Source organism: Gordonia alkanivorans NBRC 16433, from assembly GCF_000225505.1.
GTDB lineage: Bacteria > Actinomycetota > Actinomycetes > Mycobacteriales > Mycobacteriaceae > Gordonia > Gordonia alkanivorans.
The window spans coordinates 95,268-112,670 of record NZ_BACI01000002.1 but is presented as its reverse complement, the minus strand read 5'-3'; the positions used below and the strand labels follow the sequence as shown (position 1 = coordinate 112,670).

Below are 17,403 nucleotides of genomic sequence, written 5' to 3'. Positions count from 1 at the left end.
GGCCGCAAAAGCATTTCCGCGCCCGTCCGATGCGTGCGAGGCGGGCCCATGGACCTGCGGCACACCGCGGTCACACGTGCGAGGGCACGAACGGCGGGATGACGACCTCGCAGGCGAGATCCCGTCCGCGCACGTCGACGACCACCTGATCGCCCTTCTTGACGCCCGAGGCGGTATCCAGCAGCGCGAGCGCGATTCCCTGCTTGAGGGTCGGCGAGAACGTCCCGGAGGTGCACACCCCGATCCGGGTGTCCCCGAGCTTGACCGCGCAGTCGGCGCGCGGCACACCACGGCCGGTCGCCTTCAGTCCGTAGAGACGACGCGCCGGGCCCGCCTCCTTCTCGGCGAGCAGGGCGTCGCGGCCGAAGAACGACGGCTTGTCCCAGCCGACCGCCCAGCTCGACCGCGCCTCCACCGGGGTGATCTCCGAGTTGAGTTCGTGACCGTGCAGGGCGTAACCCATCTCGGTGCGCAGGGTGTCGCGGGCACCCAGGCCGGCGGCCTGCCCACCCGCCGCGGTGATCGCCTCGAGCAGCACGTCGAAGACGGCGCCGGCGTCGTCCCAGCGGGGCAGGATCTCGTAACCGCGTTCGCCGGTGTATCCGGTGCGGCACACGCGGACCGGCTTGTCGCCGTCGGCGGTGGACAGCTCGGCATCGGCGAATGCCATGTACTCCATGTCGGCGGGCAGGCCGAGTCCGGTGAGGACCTCCGGCGAGCGCGGCCCCTGCACGGCGAGGACCGCGAAGTCGCGGTGCTGGTCGGTGATCGAGATCCCCTCCGGCGCCACGGCCGTCATCTGCGCGACGACGGCCGCGGTGTTCGCCGCGTTGGGGACCAGGAACACCTCGTCATCGCTCACCAGATAGGTGATGAGGTCGTCGACGACACCACCGGATTCGTTGCAGCACAGCGTGTACTGCGCCTTCCCGGGACCGATCTTGCCGAGATCGTTGGTGAGGGTCGAGTTCACGAACGCGGCGGCGCCGGGACCCGACACCAGCGCCTTGCCGAGGTGGCTGACGTCGAAGATCGCCACCGACTCACGGACCGCGGTGTGCTCGGCGACGGTGCCCGCATAAGCAACCGGCATGTTCCAGCCGCCGAACTCGGCGAAACTCGCACCGAGTGCTGCGTGACGGTCGGCGATGGGCCCGGCGAGGAGTTCACTCATGGCCCATACGGTATCGGGCCGCACCCGCCGGGCGGGCCGGTCCCGCGGTCACCGTCGACATCCGGCGCGCTGTGGCAGAGTTGAGCGGATGAGCAAGAACGACACCGTCGACCGCGTACGCGGCCCCGAATTCGACCTGTCCACCTCGATCGGCAAGGGCGACACCGCCCTGGTCATCGGCCTGATCAGTGCGCCGGACGGCGACGAGAAGGCCGACGGCAAGGGTGAATCCACCGCCGAACCGACGCTCGCCATCGGCGACGGCGTGCTCGACGACGCCCAGGCCGCGACGATCACCGCCGCACTGACGGCCCTCGGCGCCACTGGTAAGCACGGCGAGGTCACCCGCCTCGCGGCACCCGAGTCGCTGCCCGTCGACCTCGTCGTCGCGGTCGGTCTCGGCGACGCCGACAACCTCGACGACGCCGACCAGGTTCGTCAGGCTGCCGGCATCGTCGCCCGCGAACTCGACGGCCTCGAGTCGGTGGCGACCACCCTCTCGTCGGTCGACCTCGCCGCCGCCGCCGAGGGCCTGTTCCTCGGCGCGTACCGGTTCGACGAGTTCCGCTCCGAGTCGTCGAAGCCGAAGAAGACACCGCCGCAACACATCACACTGCTGGTGGAGTCGAAGTCCAAGGAGGCCAAGGCTGACCTCGACCGCGCGATCGCGGTCGCGGACTCCGTCGCCATCGCCCGCGACTTCGTCAACACCCCGCCGAGCCACCTGTTCCCCGAGGAGTTCGCGGCCCGCGCCCGCACGCTCGGCTCGAAGGCCGGCCTGAAGGTCGAGATCCTCGACGACAAGGAACTCGAGGCCCAGGGTTACGGCGGCATCATCGGCGTCGGCAAGGGCTCCTCACGTCTCCCCCGCCTGGTGCGCCTGACCCACACGGGCAAGAAGGCGACCAAGAAGGTCGCCCTCGTCGGCAAGGGCATCACCTTCGACACCGGCGGCATCTCCATCAAGCCGGCCGCGAACATGGACCAGATGACCTCGGACATGGGCGGTGCAGCCGCGGTCATCGCCGCGACCATCCTGGCCGCCCGGCTCGACCTCGACGTCTCGGTCACCGCGACCGTGCCGATGGCCGAGAACATGCCGTCGTCGACGGCCCAGCGTCCCGGCGACGTGCTGACCCAGTACGGCGGACGGACGGTCGAGGTCCTCAACACCGACGCCGAGGGCCGGCTGATCCTCGCCGACGCGATCGTGCGCGCGGCCGAGGACGACCCCGACTACCTCATCGACACCGCGACCCTGACCGGCGCGCAGATGGTCGCGCTCGGCACCCGCACCCCGGGTGTCATGGGCACCGACGAGTTCCGCGACCGCGTCGCCGCCCGGTCGGCCGACGTCGGCGAGAACGCATGGGCGATGCCGCTGCCCGCCGAGCTGCGCGCGGACCTCAAGTCCCGGGTCGCAGATCTCGCCAACGTCACCCCGCACCGCTGGGGCGGCATGCTCGCCGCGGGCATCTTCCTCAAGGAGTTCGTCCCGGAGGACGTGCAGTGGGCCCACATCGACATCGCCGGACCGGCGTTCAACACCGGCGGACCGTGGGGCTACACCACCAAGGGCGGCACGGGCGTACCCGTCCGCACCATCGCGGCAGTCCTCGAGGACATCGCAACCAACGGCTGAGATGTCATGCCGTCGCCGGTTGAGAATCGTTACCCGCGAGTACGAGCCGAATCCGGTCGGCGGAGCGGCGTACGGGTAGGGTGATCCGCGGGGATGAGTGGCTGACCCGCCACCCATCTCGGCGGTCCCCTGACCGCTTCCCACCCCCGTGCCCACGGAGCACACACCGACGGGCCACCCCCTACAGACCACCACGTCGAGTTCAGGAGTTCACAACGATGGCCTTCTCCGTCCAGATGCCCGCCCTTGGTGAAAGTGTCACCGAGGGGACAGTCACCCGGTGGCTGAAGGAGGAGGGCGACACCGTTGAGGCCGACGAGCCCTTGCTCGAGGTGTCGACCGACAAGGTCGACACGGAGATCCCGGCCCCGACGTCGGGCGTGCTGACGAAGATCATCGCCCAGGAGGACGACGTCGTCGAGGTCGGTGGCGAACTCGCACTGATCGGCGACGCCGACGATTCCGGTTCCGACGATTCCGGCTCGGACGATTCGGCCGGGGGCGACGAGCCCACCGAGGCCGCTCCGGAGCCCGAGCCCGAGGAGGCGGCCGAGGAGCCGTCCACCGAAGAAGAGGCACCCGCCGAGAAGCCCACCGCCGATACCGGTTCCGGTTCGGCCGAGGGCACCGACGTCCTCATGCCGGAGCTCGGCGAGTCCGTCACCGAGGGCACGGTGACCAACTGGCTCAAGGCCGTCGGTGACGAGGTCGCCGCGGACGAACCGCTGCTCGAGGTCTCCACCGACAAGGTCGACACCGAGATCCCCTCGCCGGTTGCCGGCACCCTGCTCGAGATCCTCGCCCAGGAGGACGACGTCGTCGAGGTCGGCGGCAAGCTGGCCGTCATCGGTGACGCCTCGGCCGCGCCGGCCGAGAAGGAGTCGGAGCCCGAGCCGGAGCCCGAGCCCGAGCCGGAGCCCGAGCCCGAGCCGGAGGCCAAGGAAGAACCGAAGGAAGAGCCCGAGCCGGAACCGGAGCCCGAGCCCGAGCCCAAGGAAGAGCCGAAGGCCGAGGCCCCGGCGAAGTCGAACCCGCCGACCGTCGAGTCGACGCCGTACGTGACCCCGCTGGTGCGCAAGCTGGCCGCGGAGAACAACATCGACCTGAACTCGATCAAGGGCACCGGCGTCGGTGGCCGCATCCGCAAGCAGGACGTGCTGGCCGCGGCCGAGGCCGCCGAGAAGCCGGCCGCCGCCCCGGAGCAGAAGGCAGAGCCGGCCGCCGCCGCATCTTCTTCGTCGTCGTCGGCATCGCCGGAGATCCGTCCGGAGCTCGCCGAGTTGCGCGGGACCACCCAGAAGATCAACCGGATCCGCCAGATCACCGCCAAGAAGACCCGCGAGTCGCTGCAGCAGTCCGCTCAGCTCACGCAGGTGTTCGAGGTCGACATGAGCAAGATCGTCAGCCTGCGCAAGGCGGCCAAGGAAAACTTCAAGGCGTCCGAGGGTGTCAACCTGACCTTCCTGCCGTTCATCGCCAAGGCGGTCGTCGAGGCTCTGAAGGCGCACCCGAACGTCAACGCGTCGATCGACGAGGACGCCAAGGAGATCACCTACTACGACAAGGTGCACCTCGGCATCGCCGTCGACACCCCACAGGGTCTGCTGTCGCCGGTCATCCACAACGCCGACGACCTGTCGGTGGCCGGCCTCGCCCGCGCCATCGCCGACATCGCCGCGCGTGCACGCTCCAACGGCCTCAAGCCCGACGAGCTCGCCGGCGGCACCTTCACCATCACCAACATCGGTAGCCAGGGCGCCCTGTTCGACACCCCGATCCTGGTCCCGCCGCAGGCGGCGATGCTGGGTACCGGTGCGATCGTCAAGCGTCCGGTCGTCATCACCGACGAGGACGGTTCGGAGTCGATCGCGGTGCGGTCGATGTCGTACCTGCCGCTGACCTACGATCACCGCCTCATCGACGGCGCCGACGCGGGCCGCTTCCTCACCACCGTGAAGAAGCGCCTCGAAGAGGCCTCGTTCGCCGCGGACCTGGGCCTCTAGGCACCCGACGACGTCGAGGCGTTCGATGCGTATAGCCGTCGCAGGATCACAGGGCCTCATCGGGAACGCCCTGGTCAACTCGCTGCGCGCGGCGGGCCACACGGTCATCCGTCTGGTCCGCCGCGAGGCGCTCGCCGACGACGAGTTCAGCTGGGATCCCGAGACCATCGGGATGCCGCCGGAGAGCCTCGAGGGCGTCGATGCGGTGGTCTCGCTCGGCGGGGTCGGCGTCGGTAACGGCCGGTGGACCGGCCGATTCAAGCAGGAGCTGCGCGACTCCCGCATCACTCCGACCGAGGTGCTCGCCGAGGCCGTGCGCGATCTCGGCATCCCGACCTTCATCAGCGCCAGCGCCACCGGCTTCTACGGCGACACCGGAACCCGGGCCGCGGTCGAAACCGACGGTCCCGGTAAGGGTTTCCTCGCCGAGCTGGTCGTCGACTGGGAGAAGGCCGCGACCACCAACGCCGGCCCCGACACCCGCGTCGTCCTGCTCCGGACCGCGCCGGTCCTCAGCTCGCAGGGCGGTCTGCTCGGCAAGCTCCGCCCGCTGTTCAAGCTCGGGCTCGGCGGTCCGATCGGCAACGGCAAGCAGTACTTCTCCTGGATCAGCCTCATCGACGAGGTGCGGGCGATCGAGTTCCTCCTCGACTCCCCCGACATCGCCGGCCCGGTCAACCTGAGTGCTCCCGGATCGCTGCCCTTCGGCGAGTTCTGCAAGGCACTCGGCAAGGCCGTGCACCGCCCCGCCGTGATGCAGGTGCCCGAGTTCGTGGCACGCCGCGTCGGCGGCGAGATGGCCGAGGAAATGATTCTGTTCAGTCAACGCGTTGAACCCCGCGTGCTCACCGACCACGGATTCACGTTCAACCACCCCGAAATCCGCGAGGCCCTGACCTACGCGACGAAGCCGGCATCATGACCCATCGTTCCGTCCGCGCCGACTCGGCACCTGTCGAGGTCCGGCGCCTGGGCACCGTCGACTACCGCGACGCCTACGACATGCAGCACCGGCTCGCGACCGAGCGCGCCGACGGCACGCTCGACCACGACGTCCTACTCCTGCTCGAACACCCGTCGACCTACACCGCGGGCAAACGCACCGAGGACGCCGATCGCCCCACCAACGGCGCACCCGTCATCGACGTCGACCGCGGCGGCCGCATCACCTGGCACGGACCGGGACAGCTCGTCGGCTACCCGATCGTGAAGCTCGCCGAACCGCTCGACGTCGTCGAGTACGTGCGACGCCTCGAAAGTGCTCTCATCTCCGTGTGCGCGGACCTCGGCGTCACCACCGGTCGCGTCGAGGGACGCTCGGGCGTGTGGATCGACGACGACGCGGGTGAACGAAAGCTCGGCCAGATCGGCATCCGCGTCGCGCGCGGCGTCGCGCTGCACGGGTTCGCCCTCAACATCGACCCCGACATGTCGGCCTTCGAGGCCATCGTGCCGTGCGGGATCGCCGACGCCGGCGTCACCTCGCTGTCCCGTGAACTGGCACAACCGATCTCGGTGGCCTCCCTGCTCGACACCGTCGCGGCCGCCGTGCTCGACGCCCTGGACACCCCGCGGGAGGCCGCTCCGACGGCCTCCGAGAGGCCCACGACGGCGAGCGTAGGATCGGTTCGGTGACCGCGTCCCCCCTCACCCCCGGACCCGGTGCCCCCGACGCCACACCCCCGGCCTCGGCTACCGCACCGAAGACCACCGCTCCCGCTTCGCCCGCTCCCGAGGGCCGCAAACTGCTGCGCCTGGAGGTGCGTAACGCGCAGACCCCGATCGAGCGCAAGCCCAGCTGGATCAAGACCCGCGCGACGATGGGCCCGGAGTTCACCGAACTCAAGGGACTCGTCAAGCGCGAGGGCCTACACACCGTCTGCGAGGAGGCGGGCTGCCCCAACATCTACGAATGCTGGGAAGACCGCGAGGCCACCTTCCTCATCGGCGGCGAGCAGTGCACCCGACGCTGCGACTTCTGCCAGATCGACACCGGCAAGCCCGCCGCACTCGACCGTGACGAGCCGCGGCGCGTCGCCGAGAGCGTCCAGGCCATGGGTCTGCGCTACTCGACGATCACCGGAGTCGCCCGCGACGACCTGCCCGACGAGGGTGCGTGGCTCTACGCCGAGACCGTCCGCGCCATCCACCGCCTCAACCCCGGTACCGGCGTCGAGAACCTGATCCCGGATTTCCACGCCAAGCCCGACCTGCTGGCCGAGGTCTTCGATGCCCGGCCGGAGGTGCTCGCCCACAACCTCGAGACGGTGCCCCGCATCTTCAAGCGCATCCGTCCGGCGTTCCGGTACGAGCGCTCCCTCGAGGTCATCACCGCCGCTCGCGATTTCGGCCTGGTGACGAAGTCGAACCTGATCCTCGGCATGGGCGAGACCCCCGAAGAGGTGCAGTCGGCCATCATCGACCTGCACGAGGCCGGTTGCGACATCTTGACGATCACCCAATACCTGCGTCCCTCGCCGCGGCACCATCCCGTCGAGCGGTGGGTCAAGCCGGAGGAGTTCGTCGACCACTCCGAGTTCGCCCAGGAGATCGGCTTCGCCGGAGTCATGGCCGGACCGCTGGTGCGGTCGTCCTATCGCGCCGGCCGCCTGTACGCGCAGGCCATGGCCCATCACGGCCGCGAGATCTCGCCCGCCCTGGCACACCTCGCTGCCGAGGGTTCCGCCAGCCAGGAGGCGTCCAGCCTGATGGCTCGCCTCGCGCGCTGACCGCATCCGCACCCCACCTGCCGACCATGCGGCAGGTCACCTGACGACCGGACGTAAACTGGCCGTATGGCAAAGGCGCAGTCCGTGAGCAAGGAAGCAAAGGCCGCTAAGAAGCAGGCCCGCAAGGCTGCATCGAAGGAACGGCGCCAGCAGTTGTGGCAGGCGTTCCAGATGCAGCGCAAGGAAGACAAGCGACTCATCCCCTACATGGTGGGTGTGATCGTGCTGTCCATCGCCGTGTTCACCGCGCTCGGCTTCCTGCTGGGCTCGCCATGGCTGCTGATCCCGCTCGGCCTCGTGCTGGGTGTGCTCGGTGCGTTCATCCTGTTCGGCCGTCGTGTGCAGAAGAACGTCTACACCAAGGCCGAGGGCCAGCCCGGTGCCGCCGGATGGGCGCTGGGCAACATGCGCGGCCAGTGGCGCGTCGCGCAGGCCGTCTCGGGCACCTCGCACCTCGACGCCGTGCACCGGGTCATCGGCAAGCCGGGCGTGATCCTCGTCGGTGAGGGCTCCCCGACCCGCGTGAAGTCCCTGCTGAACCAGGAGAAGAAGAAGGCCGCCCGCGTCGTCGGCGACACCCCGATCTACGAGATCATGGTCGGCAACGACGACGGCCAGGTCCCGCTGTCCAAGCTCGAGCGTCACATCAACAAGCTGCCCAGCAACATCGACCGCAAGCGCATGGAAACCCTCGAGGGCCGTCTCGCCGCGCTCAGCAGCAAGGCTCCCGGTCCCGGTATGCCCAAGGGCCCGCTGCCCGGCAACGCGAAGATGAAGAGCATGCAGCGCACCGCGCGTCGTCGCGGCTGATTCGCAAACCCACCCTTGTTCCGTAAAGCCACCGCCCGCACGGGCGGTGGCTTTACGGATTCGTGGTGGGTTTGCCGAACGCTCAGCGCGTCCGGACGATCGCAGTGCCCGTCGCGCGGTCGTGCAGGGCGCGGCCGTTGTAGTCGTTGATCAGGGCCGGCACCAGGAACACCATCAGCAGCTGGCGGAAGAAGGCCCGCACGATGCCGACGGACGCGGGGCTCTCCTTGCCGGCGGCTTCGGCGGCGTTGCGCTCGGGCCCGAAGTCGACACGGGCCACGCGCATCCCGACGACGAACTGGCCGGGGGTGAAGCCGAACAGCGAGACCGCGAAGATTCCCATCACGAACCAGATGCCGAGCTGGGTGGTGCCCAGGACCGACGACTCGAATCCGACGAACAGGATCGCGAGCCCACCGGCGATCAGCCAGTCGACGAGCAGGCCTGCCACGCGCGGCCACCCGGTGGCCAGCGAGCCGGGTCCGGACGCGGGCAGACCGAGGTCCTGACCGCGGAAATCGTTGTCGACGCCGTCGCCGGGACCGATCTGCGGTCCCGACAGCCAGGAACCGGTTACTCGTCCCATCGTGATGACTCCTCTCGCGACCGTGGCTCGCCGTCGACGACCACGGCGTTCGTTGGGTCCATCGTAGTCGGGGCCGTTACCCCTACCGCCCGCCCCGGTGCCCGCAGCGGGCTAGGGTGGGATCCGCCGAGTGCGTTCACCGAGGTATGAGCCGTGTGTTGCCAAGAACACCGGTGTGTAACACGGGGGAAACACGGACTTGACGCCTGGGCAACTTCGCCTCCATACGGTTGCCGCTGAGATCCGCTGCTGTTTCTCGGCGGCGGATGTGTGTGGCGTGTCAGTACCACTGACCACCCGATCACGAAGGAGTCACCGCACGGTGTACAGCAGTAAAGAAGAACTACTCGAGGGCATCAAGAAGGAAGGTGTCGAGTACGTCGACATCCGATTCTGCGACCTGCCCGGTGTCATGCAGCACTTCTCGATCCCCGCTTCGGCGTTCGACGAGAGCGTGTTCGAGGACGGTCTGGCATTCGACGGTTCGTCGGTGCGCGGCTTCCAGTCGATCAACGAGTCGGACATGATGCTGCTGCCCGACCCGGCCACCGCGCGGATCGATCCTTTCCGCAAGGCGAAGACGATGAACATCAGCTTCTTCGTCCACGACCCGTTCACCCGTGAGGCCTACAGCCGCGACCCGCGTAACGTCGCGCGCAAGGCCGAGGACTACCTGGCCTCGACCGGCATCGCCGACACCTGCTTCTTCGGTGCAGAGGCCGAGTTCTACATCTTCGACTCGGTGTCCTTCGGCTCGGAGATGAACGGCACCTTCTACGAGATCGAGTCGGAGTCGGGCTGGTGGAACACCGCCTCGCCGACCGATCCCGACGGCAGCCCCAACCTGGGTTACAAGGTCCGCCCCAAGGGTGGCTACTTCCCGGTTGCTCCGTACGACCACTACGTCGACCTGCGCGACGAGATGTCGACCAATCTGCAGAACTCGGGCTTCGAGCTCGAGCGCGGCCACCACGAGGTCGGCACCGCGGGCCAGGCGGAGATCAACTACAAGTTCAACACGCTGCTCCACGCGGCCGATGACGTGCAGCTGTTCAAGTACATCATCAAGAACACCGCATGGCAGAACAACAAGTCGGTCACCTTCATGCCGAAGCCGCTCTTCGGTGACAACGGCTCGGGCATGCACGCCCACCAGTCGCTGTGGAAGGACGGCAAGCCGCTGTTCCACGACGAGGCCGGCTACGCAGGCCTGTCGGATCTGGCTCGCTACTACATCGGCGGCATCCTGCACCACGCCCCGTCGCTGCTGGCGTTCACCAACCCGACGGTCAACTCCTACAAGCGTCTGGTCCCGGGCTACGAGGCACCGATCAACCTGGTCTACAGCCAGCGCAACCGTTCGGCCTGTGTGCGTATCCCGATCACCGGCAACAACCCGAAGGCCAAGCGCCTCGAGTTCCGTTGCCCGGACAGCTCGGGCAACCCGTACCTGGCGTTCGCCGCGATGATGATGGCCGGCCTGGACGGCATCAAGAACAAGATCGAGCCGCACGAGCCGGTCGACAAGGACCTCTACGAGCTCCCGCCGGAGGAGGCCAAGTCGATCCCGCAGGCGCCGACCTCGCTCGCCGCTGTCATCGACCGCCTCGAAGAGGATCACGAGTACCTCACCGCCGGTGGCGTGTTCACCGAGGACCTCATCGAGACCTGGATCGCGCTGAAGCGTGAGAACGAGATCGAGCCGGTGCAGATCCGTCCGCACCCGTACGAGTTCTCGCTGTACTACGACTGCTGATCCAAGCACTCTGTTACGACGCCCCGTCCGCGTTCTCGCGGACGGGGCGTTCGTCGTCTGCGATGGCGTCTGCGTATTTGCTCGCCGCGGCGTTCGCCGACGCCGCGATGCAGAACGACGCCGCGATGCAGAACTCCGACGACTTCTTCTCCGCGGAACCGGATCTCGAACTCACGGTGACACTCGACGGAATCGAACGTCTCATTGCGCGGGTCTGAACAAGGGGTTTTGTGATGTGTCGCACAAATGTGACTTCTTGCTCTGCCGTACCACAGGGTAGGGCCTTAGTTTGGTCGCATGACCAGAGATGTGTATGTCGAAGACCTTGTCCCCGGTGACCGCATCAGCCTCGAGGGCACCCCGCGCGTGGTTCGCACCACCAGCCGACTCGACAACAATCAGTTGCGCATCGAATTGGTCAAGGGCAACGACGACCTCCACGAGGTCGTGCTGGACCGCACCGTCAAGCTCCAGGTGAACTGAACCCCAACAGGTACTTCCGCTGTCAGGCGGCGCTGGCCGAGTCGAGGTCGCCGAAGACGGCCTGATTGTGGCCGAACGCGGCAACCGCTTCGTCGACGAGCCGTTCCACGGCAGCGGCGTCGAGCGGCAGGGCGTCGAGCCGAGCGCGATAGGAATCCTTGTAGCGCTTGAGTTTCTCGATCTCGTCGAAGGTGTAGAAACTCAGCGCCGAAGCGTCGACACCGTAGTGCTCGCGCATTCGATGGGCCACGACCTGTCCCCCGCTCAGGTCGCCCAGGTATCGCGTGTAGTGGTGTGCCACATAGCGAGCCGGGTCATCTCGCGTGGCCTCGATGGCCTCGACGTACCGGGCGACGGCCGGCAGCGGGGTGAACGAACTCGGGTCGACGCCGAACGACGCCAGATCGGCACCGAGCCTCGGGAGCCGACGCAGCTTGTCGTCGATCACGGCTCCGGCGATCGGATCGTCGGCCAGGTCGTCGCCGACGGCTTCGAGGGCCTCGTAGACGAAGTACAGCTGCACAGCCAGTTTTTGGTACTCGCCGCTGTCGAGGCGGCCCGACATCAGGTCGTCGATGAAGGGAGCCGTCTCGGCCTGCTGGTGCGCGACGGCGGTCGCCTCGCGGAGCCGTTGGGAAATGCTGGGGCCCGCGGTGTCGGGACCGGAGATGCTGGCGCTCATGATGCAATCAGTGATACCACCAGCGCCCGGTGATCGGAACCTGGCAGGTAGTGACTGTCCATCGACGTGGCCACGAATCCGCGCAGGATGACCCGATCGATGGCGACGAGCGGACGGTTGCCGAGCCTCGTGTCCGTCGGATACGTCGGCAGGAAGCCCGCGCCTGCCACGTCCGTCCCGTCGACGAGCCCGTTGGTCAGCAGCTTGCGGTAGGTCGCGTGGTTCCAGGTGGAGTTGAAGTCGCCGATGGCGACCACCCGCCCCGCGGGCAGTTTCGCGAAGTGGTCGGCCAGGATGCCCATGTCGTGGAACCAGCCGTCCTTCTCCCCCCACAGCGGTGCGGCCGGGTGAATGGCCAGCACGTGCGTACCGGGTGCGCCGGGCAGGTCGGTGCGCACCTGCAGGTTGTGGAGGATGGTGTCGGGGATGTTGAACCGATCCGACAGGGTCGCCCTGGTGAACAACGCGGTGCCCGCCGCGTACGAGTACGGGATGGCGAACTCGTTGGGCAGGAGACGCGCGATCTTGCCGCCGCGAATCCGTTGCAGCGCTTCGGGAGTCACCTCCTGCAGCGAAAGCATGTCGGGATCGGCCTCGGCCACGATCTTTTCCAGCGCACCGATGTCACCGCCGCCGAAGAGCAGATTGGCGGACACGACGGTGAACTCCTCGCCCTGCGGGGCGCTCGCCGGGACGACCAGCGGGATCTGGGTGTAGGCCAGCACGCCGGATACGACGATCGCGATCGCCAGCATGAACCAGCGGCGCAACGCCGCGAAGATCGCGATGGCGACGAGCGCCGGGACGAGCGCGAAGGCCACCCCGCTCGTCAGATACAGCGCAACGTTCCCGCGCGAGGGATAGAAGTGCAGCCACACCGCCAGCACCACCCCGGCCAGCATCGCCCAGCCGACGATGTACGCCGGCACCCACAGGAATCTCTTCACCTGTCCCCCCGTACAACAGAAGCGCGACTACGCGCCGAAGACCTTGAGCACCACGGCCTTCGCCCGGCGCGTCACCCGCAGGTAATTCTCCAGGAACTCCGACGCCTGGTCCTGGGGCCAGCCGGCCGCAAACGCGATCTGACGCAGCTGTTTGCCCGGACCCGGCAACTGATCGACGGGCTTGCCCCGCACCAGCACGAGGGCGTTGCGCGCCTTGGTCGCGGTGATCCACGCATTCTTGAGCAGCGCCACATCGTTCTCCGACAACAACTCCGCGGCACCGATCGCATCGAGCGACTCGAGGGTCGAGGTGTTGTGGAGACTGCGGTAGCGGTGGGCGTAGCGCAGCTGCAGCAACTGCACGGTCCACTCGATGTCGGCGAGACCGCCACGGCCCAGCTTCGTGTGGGTCGCCGGATCGGCTCCACGCGGCAGTCGTTCGGCGTCGACGCGGGCCTTGATGCGCCGGATCTCCTTGACGGCCTCGTTGCTGACACCCCCGGCCGGATACCGCACGTGATCGATCATGTGCAGGAAGTCGATGCCCAGCGCCTCGTCGCCGGCGACCTGGTGCGCGCGCAGCAGCGCCTGCACCTCCCACGGCTGCGCCCACTGGGCGTAGTACGCGGAGTAGGCGGCCAGGGTTCGCACGACCGGGCCGTTGCGCCCCTCGGGACGCAGTCCGGTGTCGACCTCGAGCGGCGGGTCGGCGCTCGGGCTGCCGAGGGCCGAACGGACGGTTTCGGCAATGGTCTGCGACCACCGGACGGCCTCGGATTCGTCGGCGTCGCGGTTGGGCTGGCACACGAACAGCACGTCGGCGTCCGAGCCGTACCCGAGTTCGCCGCCACCGAGCCGGCCCATGCCGATCACGGCGATACGTGCGGGTGCGGGCTTCCCGCGATCGCGTTCGGAGATGTCGATCGCCACGGTGAGTGCAGCATTGAGGACCGCGGACCACACGCTCGACAGCGCCTTGCACACCGTCGGCACGTCCATCAGACCGAGCACGTCGGCCGACGCGACCCGGACGAGTTCGGCACGACGGTGCGAACGCGCCACGGCGACCGCACGTTTCATGTCCTCTTGGCGCACGGTCGAGGCGATGAGCCCCTTGGCCACGTCCTCGGGCCGGATGGCGCACAGTTTCGGCCCGTCGGGACCGTCGGAATACTGGTGGATCACCTCGGGCGAGCGCATCAGCATGTTCGCGATGAACTCGGAGGTGCCGAGCACCTTCATCAGCCGTTCGGCGACCACCCCGTCGTCGCGGAGCAGACGCAGGAACCAGTCCTTGTCCTCGAGCGCCTCGCACAGCCGCCGGTAGTTGAGCAGACCGGCGTCGGGATCCGGTGTGTCACCGATGTGTTCGAGCAGCTGCGGCAGGATGAGCAGCTGGATCTGGCCGCGACGCCCGGGTGCGTTCGACAGCGCCCGGATGTGACTGAGCGCGCGGTCGGGCATGGCGTAACCCAATGCGGCCAGACGCCTCTCGGCAGACTCGTCGCTCAGGGTCAACTCGTCGGGCCGGAAACGGGTGACCGCCTCCAGCAGCGGACGGTAGAACAACTTCTGGTGCAACCGTCGGACGCGGAGGGTCTGGTGCTTGATCTGTTCGCGCAGCACGCCGGTCGCGTCGAGCTCACCCTCGCGACGGATGTGGGCCGCCCGTGCCAGCCAGCGCAGCCCCTCGGTGTCGTCGGGCTTCGGGAGCAGGTGGGTCCGCTTCAACTTCTGCAGCTGCAACCTATGTTCGAGCAGTCGCAGGAACTGGTACGAGGCACTGAGATTGGCGCCGTCGTCGCGCCCGACGTAACCGCCCGCGGTCAGTGCCGCGAGCGCGTCGACCGTCGGCATCACCCGGAGTTCCTCGTCGACGCGGCCGTGGACCATCTGCAGCAGCTGCACCGCGAACTCGACGTCGCGCAAACTTCCCTGTCCGAGTTTGAGATTGCGCTCGCGCTCCCCCTCCGGGACCAGCGATTCGACGCGGCGTCGCATCTTCTGTACCTCGGGCACGAAGTCGGGACGCTCGGCGGCCTTCCACACCATCGGCTTGACCGCCGCGATGTACTCGTTCGCCAGTTCCATGTCGCCGGTCATCGCGCGAGACTTCAGCAGCGCCTGGAACTCCCAGGTCTTGGCCCACCGCTCGTAGTACGCGACATGGGATTCCAGCGTGCGGGTCAGCGTGCCCGACTTGCCCTCCGGGCGCAATGCGGCGTCGACCTCGAAAAAGGCCAGCGAACCGATCCGCATCATCTCTCCGGCAATCCGGGAGGAGGCGCCGTCGGCCGGGTCGCTGACGAAGATGACGTCCACGTCGCTCACGTAGTTCAGCTCGCGCGCACCGCATTTGCCCATCGCGATGACGGCGATCCGCACCGGGATCGGATCGCCGCCGCACACCTCGGTGAAGGCGACGGCGAGTGCCGCGGTCAGCGCCGCGTCGGCGAGGTCGGACAGATAGGCGCCGACCTCCGGTAGCCACATCACCGGTTCGTCCTCGACGGTCGAGGCGACGTCGTGCGCGGCCAGCTGCAGGATCAGGTTGCGGTACGCCAGACGGAGCGCCACGACGGATTTCGGTCCGGTGAGCTTCGCGCGGTAGACGCGGTTGCCCTTCTCGACCTCACCCGGCACGGCCTCGGCGCCGACGGAGTCGAGCATCCGGCGGTCGACCTCGTCGCGGTCGGGCAGTTCGTCGGCGAGCAGCAGACGCCAGGTCGACGGCTCGGCGACGAGATGATCGGCCAGGGCGTCGGAGGAGCCGATGACACCGAAGAGCCGACCCCGGAACGATTTGTTCGTGCGCAGCGCCGCGTCGACCTCGGACCACTCGCCCTCGACGGCCCCGCGCAGCCGGACGAGCGTGCGGAGCGCGAGGTCGGCGTCGGGTGCCCGCGACAACGCCCACAGCACGTCGACGGACTCGGGCGTGTTCCAGCCGAGTTCGGCGAGACTCTGCGGCGCGGAGGTGTCGAGAAGTCCCAACCGTCCCGCGCTCGGTACCGCGCTGCGTCCCGATCGTGTTGTCACACCACAAAAATAGCGGTCACACCACCGAACACGTCATCGCGGTCCCGAAACGGGCCGCCATCGGCCCCCTACAGCGGCAGGTAGTTCTTCAGCTCGTACGGGGTCACCATGCTGCGATACCCCGTCCACTCGGCCCACTTGTTGCGCAGGAAGTAGTCGAACACGTGCTCGCCGAGAGCTTCGGCGACCAGCTCCGAGTTCTCCATCTTGGTGAGTGCTTCGGCCAGGCTGCCGGGCAATTCCTGATATCCCATGGCCCGACGCTCGGCGGGCGTGAGGGCCCAGACGTCGTCCTCTGCCTCGTCGGGGAGTTCGTAACCCTCCTCGATGCCCTTCAGGCCGGCGGCCAGCAGGACCGCGAAGGTCAGGTACGGGTTGCAGGCCGAGTCCGGGCTGCGCACCTCGATGCGTCGCGACGACGCCTTGTTGGGGGTGTACAGCGGCAGGCGGATGAGCGCGGACCGGTTGGCACCGCCCCAGGTCGCGGCGGTCGGGGCCTCGCCACCGTGGATGAGGCGCTTGTAGCTGTTGACCCACTGGTTGGTGACGGCACTGATCTCCGACGCGTGGTGCAGGATGCCGGCGATGAACTTCTTACCGGTGGCCGACAACTGCATCGGGTCGTCGGGATTGTGGAACGCGTTGATGTCGCCCTCGAACAGGCTCATGTGCGTGTGCATCGCCGAACCGGGATGCTCGCTGAACGGCTTCGGCATGAAGGTGGCCCACACGCCCTCGTTGATGGCCACCTCCTTGATGAGGTAGCGGAAGGTCATCACGTTGTCGGCCATCGACAGCGCGTCGGCGTAGCGGAGGTCGATCTCCTGCTGGCCCGGGGCGCCCTCGTGGTGGGAGAACTCGACCGAGATGCCCATCGACTCGAGGGCCTCGATGGCGTGGCGGCGGAAGTTGGGTGCGGCGTCGTGGACGGCCTGGTCGAAGTAGCCGCCGGAGTCGGCCGGGGTCGGCACCGAACCGTCGAGCGGTGCGTCCTTGAGGAGGAAGAACTCGATCTCGGGGTGCACGTAGCAGCTGAAGCCGAGGTCGGCTGCCTTGTTCAGCTGGCGACGCAGTACGTGGCGCGAGTCGGCCCAGCTCGGGGTGCCGTCGGGCATCGCGATGTCGCAGAACATGCGGGCCGAGTGGTGGCGGCCGGCCGAGGTGGTCCACGGCAGGATCTGGAAGGTCGACGGATCGGGCTTGGCGACCGTGTCGGCCTCCGACACACGGGAGAAGCCCTCGATGGCCGAGCCGTCGAAGCCGATGCCCTCGGAGAAGGCACCCTCGAGTTCGGCCGGCGCGATCGCCACGGACTTCAGATAACCGAGTACGTCGGTGAACCACAGTCGGACGAAACGGATGTCGCGCTCTTCGAGGGTCCGCAGCACGAATTCCTTTTGGCGATCCATGGTCGCCGACATTAGAAGTCGGCTGTTAAATCCGTGTTACACGCATAACACCAACTCGCTGTCCTGCGCGTTTGCCGAGGCCATCCCATCATATGAGACGCAAGCCAGCCGGGATGGGATGCCTCCGAACAGCCAGGATGCTT

The 17,403-nt window shown here is 67.8% G+C and carries 15 protein-coding genes; 9 read left to right on the top strand and 6 right to left on the bottom strand.

Going from position 1 to position 17,403, the window contains the following annotated elements; all coding sequences use genetic code 11:
* Nucleotides 1–70: 70 nt before the first annotated feature.
* The gene (gene gcvT / locus GOALK_RS00535; protein WP_006356822.1) at nt 71–1,174 is read right to left on the bottom strand and encodes a glycine cleavage system aminomethyltransferase GcvT; all 1,104 of its coding nucleotides are present in this window, start codon (nt 1,172–1,174) and stop codon (nt 71–73) included.
* Between the two features lie 88 nt (nt 1,175–1,262).
* Here gcvT and GOALK_RS00530 point away from each other — a divergent pair, with 88 nt between their 5' ends.
* The 6 genes from GOALK_RS00530 (at nt 1,263) to GOALK_RS00505 (ending at nt 8,358) form a co-directional block, all read left to right on the top strand.
* The gene (locus GOALK_RS00530) at nt 1,263–2,816 is read left to right on the top strand and encodes a leucyl aminopeptidase (protein ID WP_006356821.1); all 1,554 of its coding nucleotides are present in this window, start codon (nt 1,263–1,265) and stop codon (nt 2,814–2,816) included.
* Nucleotides 2,817–3,034: 218 nt separating this feature from the next.
* Nucleotides 3,035–4,819, top strand: a complete 1,785-nt coding sequence (sucB, locus tag GOALK_RS00525) for a 2-oxoglutarate dehydrogenase, E2 component, dihydrolipoamide succinyltransferase (protein WP_006356820.1) — start codon at nt 3,035–3,037, stop codon at nt 4,817–4,819.
* 25 nt (nt 4,820–4,844) lie between these two features.
* A complete protein-coding gene (locus GOALK_RS00520) occupies nt 4,845–5,741 on the top strand; it encodes a TIGR01777 family oxidoreductase (RefSeq protein WP_006356819.1) in 897 nt (298 codons plus the stop codon).
* Nucleotides 5,738–6,454 (top strand): lipoyl(octanoyl) transferase LipB, encoded by a 717-nt coding sequence (lipB, locus tag GOALK_RS00515; protein ID WP_006356818.1) that lies wholly within the window; start codon nt 5,738–5,740, stop codon nt 6,452–6,454. Before GOALK_RS00520 ends, lipB begins: the two co-directional genes overlap by 4 nt.
* Nucleotides 6,451–7,548: a lipoyl synthase gene (gene lipA, locus GOALK_RS00510; protein WP_006356817.1), complete on the top strand. Its 1,098-nt coding sequence runs from the start codon at nt 6,451–6,453 to the stop codon at nt 7,546–7,548. The genes lipB and lipA overlap by 4 nt, the downstream gene beginning before the upstream one ends.
* Before the next feature lie 66 nt (nt 7,549–7,614).
* Nucleotides 7,615–8,358 (top strand): DUF4191 domain-containing protein, encoded by a 744-nt coding sequence (locus GOALK_RS00505; protein WP_006356816.1) that lies wholly within the window; start codon nt 7,615–7,617, stop codon nt 8,356–8,358.
* A gap of 82 nt (nt 8,359–8,440) precedes the next feature.
* Here GOALK_RS00505 and GOALK_RS00500 read toward each other — a convergent pair whose 3' ends face one another.
* Nucleotides 8,441–8,944 carry an RDD family protein gene (locus GOALK_RS00500; protein WP_006356815.1) on the bottom strand — a complete coding sequence of 168 codons (504 nt, stop codon included), beginning with the start codon at nt 8,942–8,944 and terminating at the stop codon, nt 8,441–8,443.
* Between the two features lie 322 nt (nt 8,945–9,266).
* Here GOALK_RS00500 and glnA (GOALK_RS00495) point away from each other — a divergent pair, with 322 nt between their 5' ends.
* The 3 genes from glnA (GOALK_RS00495) to GOALK_RS00490 all read left to right on the top strand — a co-directional run bounded on the left by glnA (GOALK_RS00495) (nt 9,267) and on the right by GOALK_RS00490 (nt 11,183).
* Entirely contained in the window at nt 9,267–10,700 is a 1,434-nt protein-coding gene (gene glnA, locus GOALK_RS00495) for a type I glutamate--ammonia ligase (RefSeq protein ID WP_006356814.1), read from the top strand.
* A 62-nt stretch (nt 10,701–10,762) separates the two neighbouring features.
* Complete coding sequence (locus tag GOALK_RS23780; RefSeq protein ID WP_006356813.1) at nt 10,763–10,918, top strand: hypothetical protein; 156 nt, start codon at nt 10,763–10,765, stop codon at nt 10,916–10,918.
* A 79-nt stretch (nt 10,919–10,997) separates the two neighbouring features.
* On the top strand, nt 10,998–11,183 hold the full coding sequence (locus tag GOALK_RS00490; protein WP_006356812.1) for a hypothetical protein: 186 nt from the start codon (nt 10,998–11,000) through the stop codon (nt 11,181–11,183).
* 22 nt (nt 11,184–11,205) lie between these two features.
* On the opposite strand, the gene GOALK_RS00485 is transcribed toward GOALK_RS00490, so the two are convergent.
* The 4 genes from GOALK_RS00485 to glnA (GOALK_RS00470) all read right to left on the bottom strand — a co-directional run bounded on the left by GOALK_RS00485 (nt 11,206) and on the right by glnA (GOALK_RS00470) (nt 17,260).
* Complete coding sequence (locus GOALK_RS00485; RefSeq protein WP_081474291.1) at nt 11,206–11,865, bottom strand: biliverdin-producing heme oxygenase; 660 nt, start codon at nt 11,863–11,865, stop codon at nt 11,206–11,208.
* The gene (locus GOALK_RS00480) at nt 11,862–12,812 is read right to left on the bottom strand and encodes an endonuclease/exonuclease/phosphatase family protein (protein ID WP_035752711.1); all 951 of its coding nucleotides are present in this window, start codon (nt 12,810–12,812) and stop codon (nt 11,862–11,864) included. Before GOALK_RS00480 ends, GOALK_RS00485 begins: the two co-directional genes overlap by 4 nt.
* Nucleotides 12,813–12,839: 27 nt before the next feature.
* A complete protein-coding gene (locus GOALK_RS00475) occupies nt 12,840–15,851 on the bottom strand; it encodes a bifunctional [glutamine synthetase] adenylyltransferase/[glutamine synthetase]-adenylyl-L-tyrosine phosphorylase (RefSeq protein ID WP_081474290.1) in 3,012 nt (1,003 codons plus the stop codon).
* 68 nt (nt 15,852–15,919) lie between these two features.
* Nucleotides 15,920–17,260 (bottom strand): type I glutamate--ammonia ligase, encoded by a 1,341-nt coding sequence (glnA, locus tag GOALK_RS00470; RefSeq protein ID WP_040003901.1) that lies wholly within the window; start codon nt 17,258–17,260, stop codon nt 15,920–15,922.
* Nucleotides 17,261–17,403: the final 143 nt, after the last annotated feature.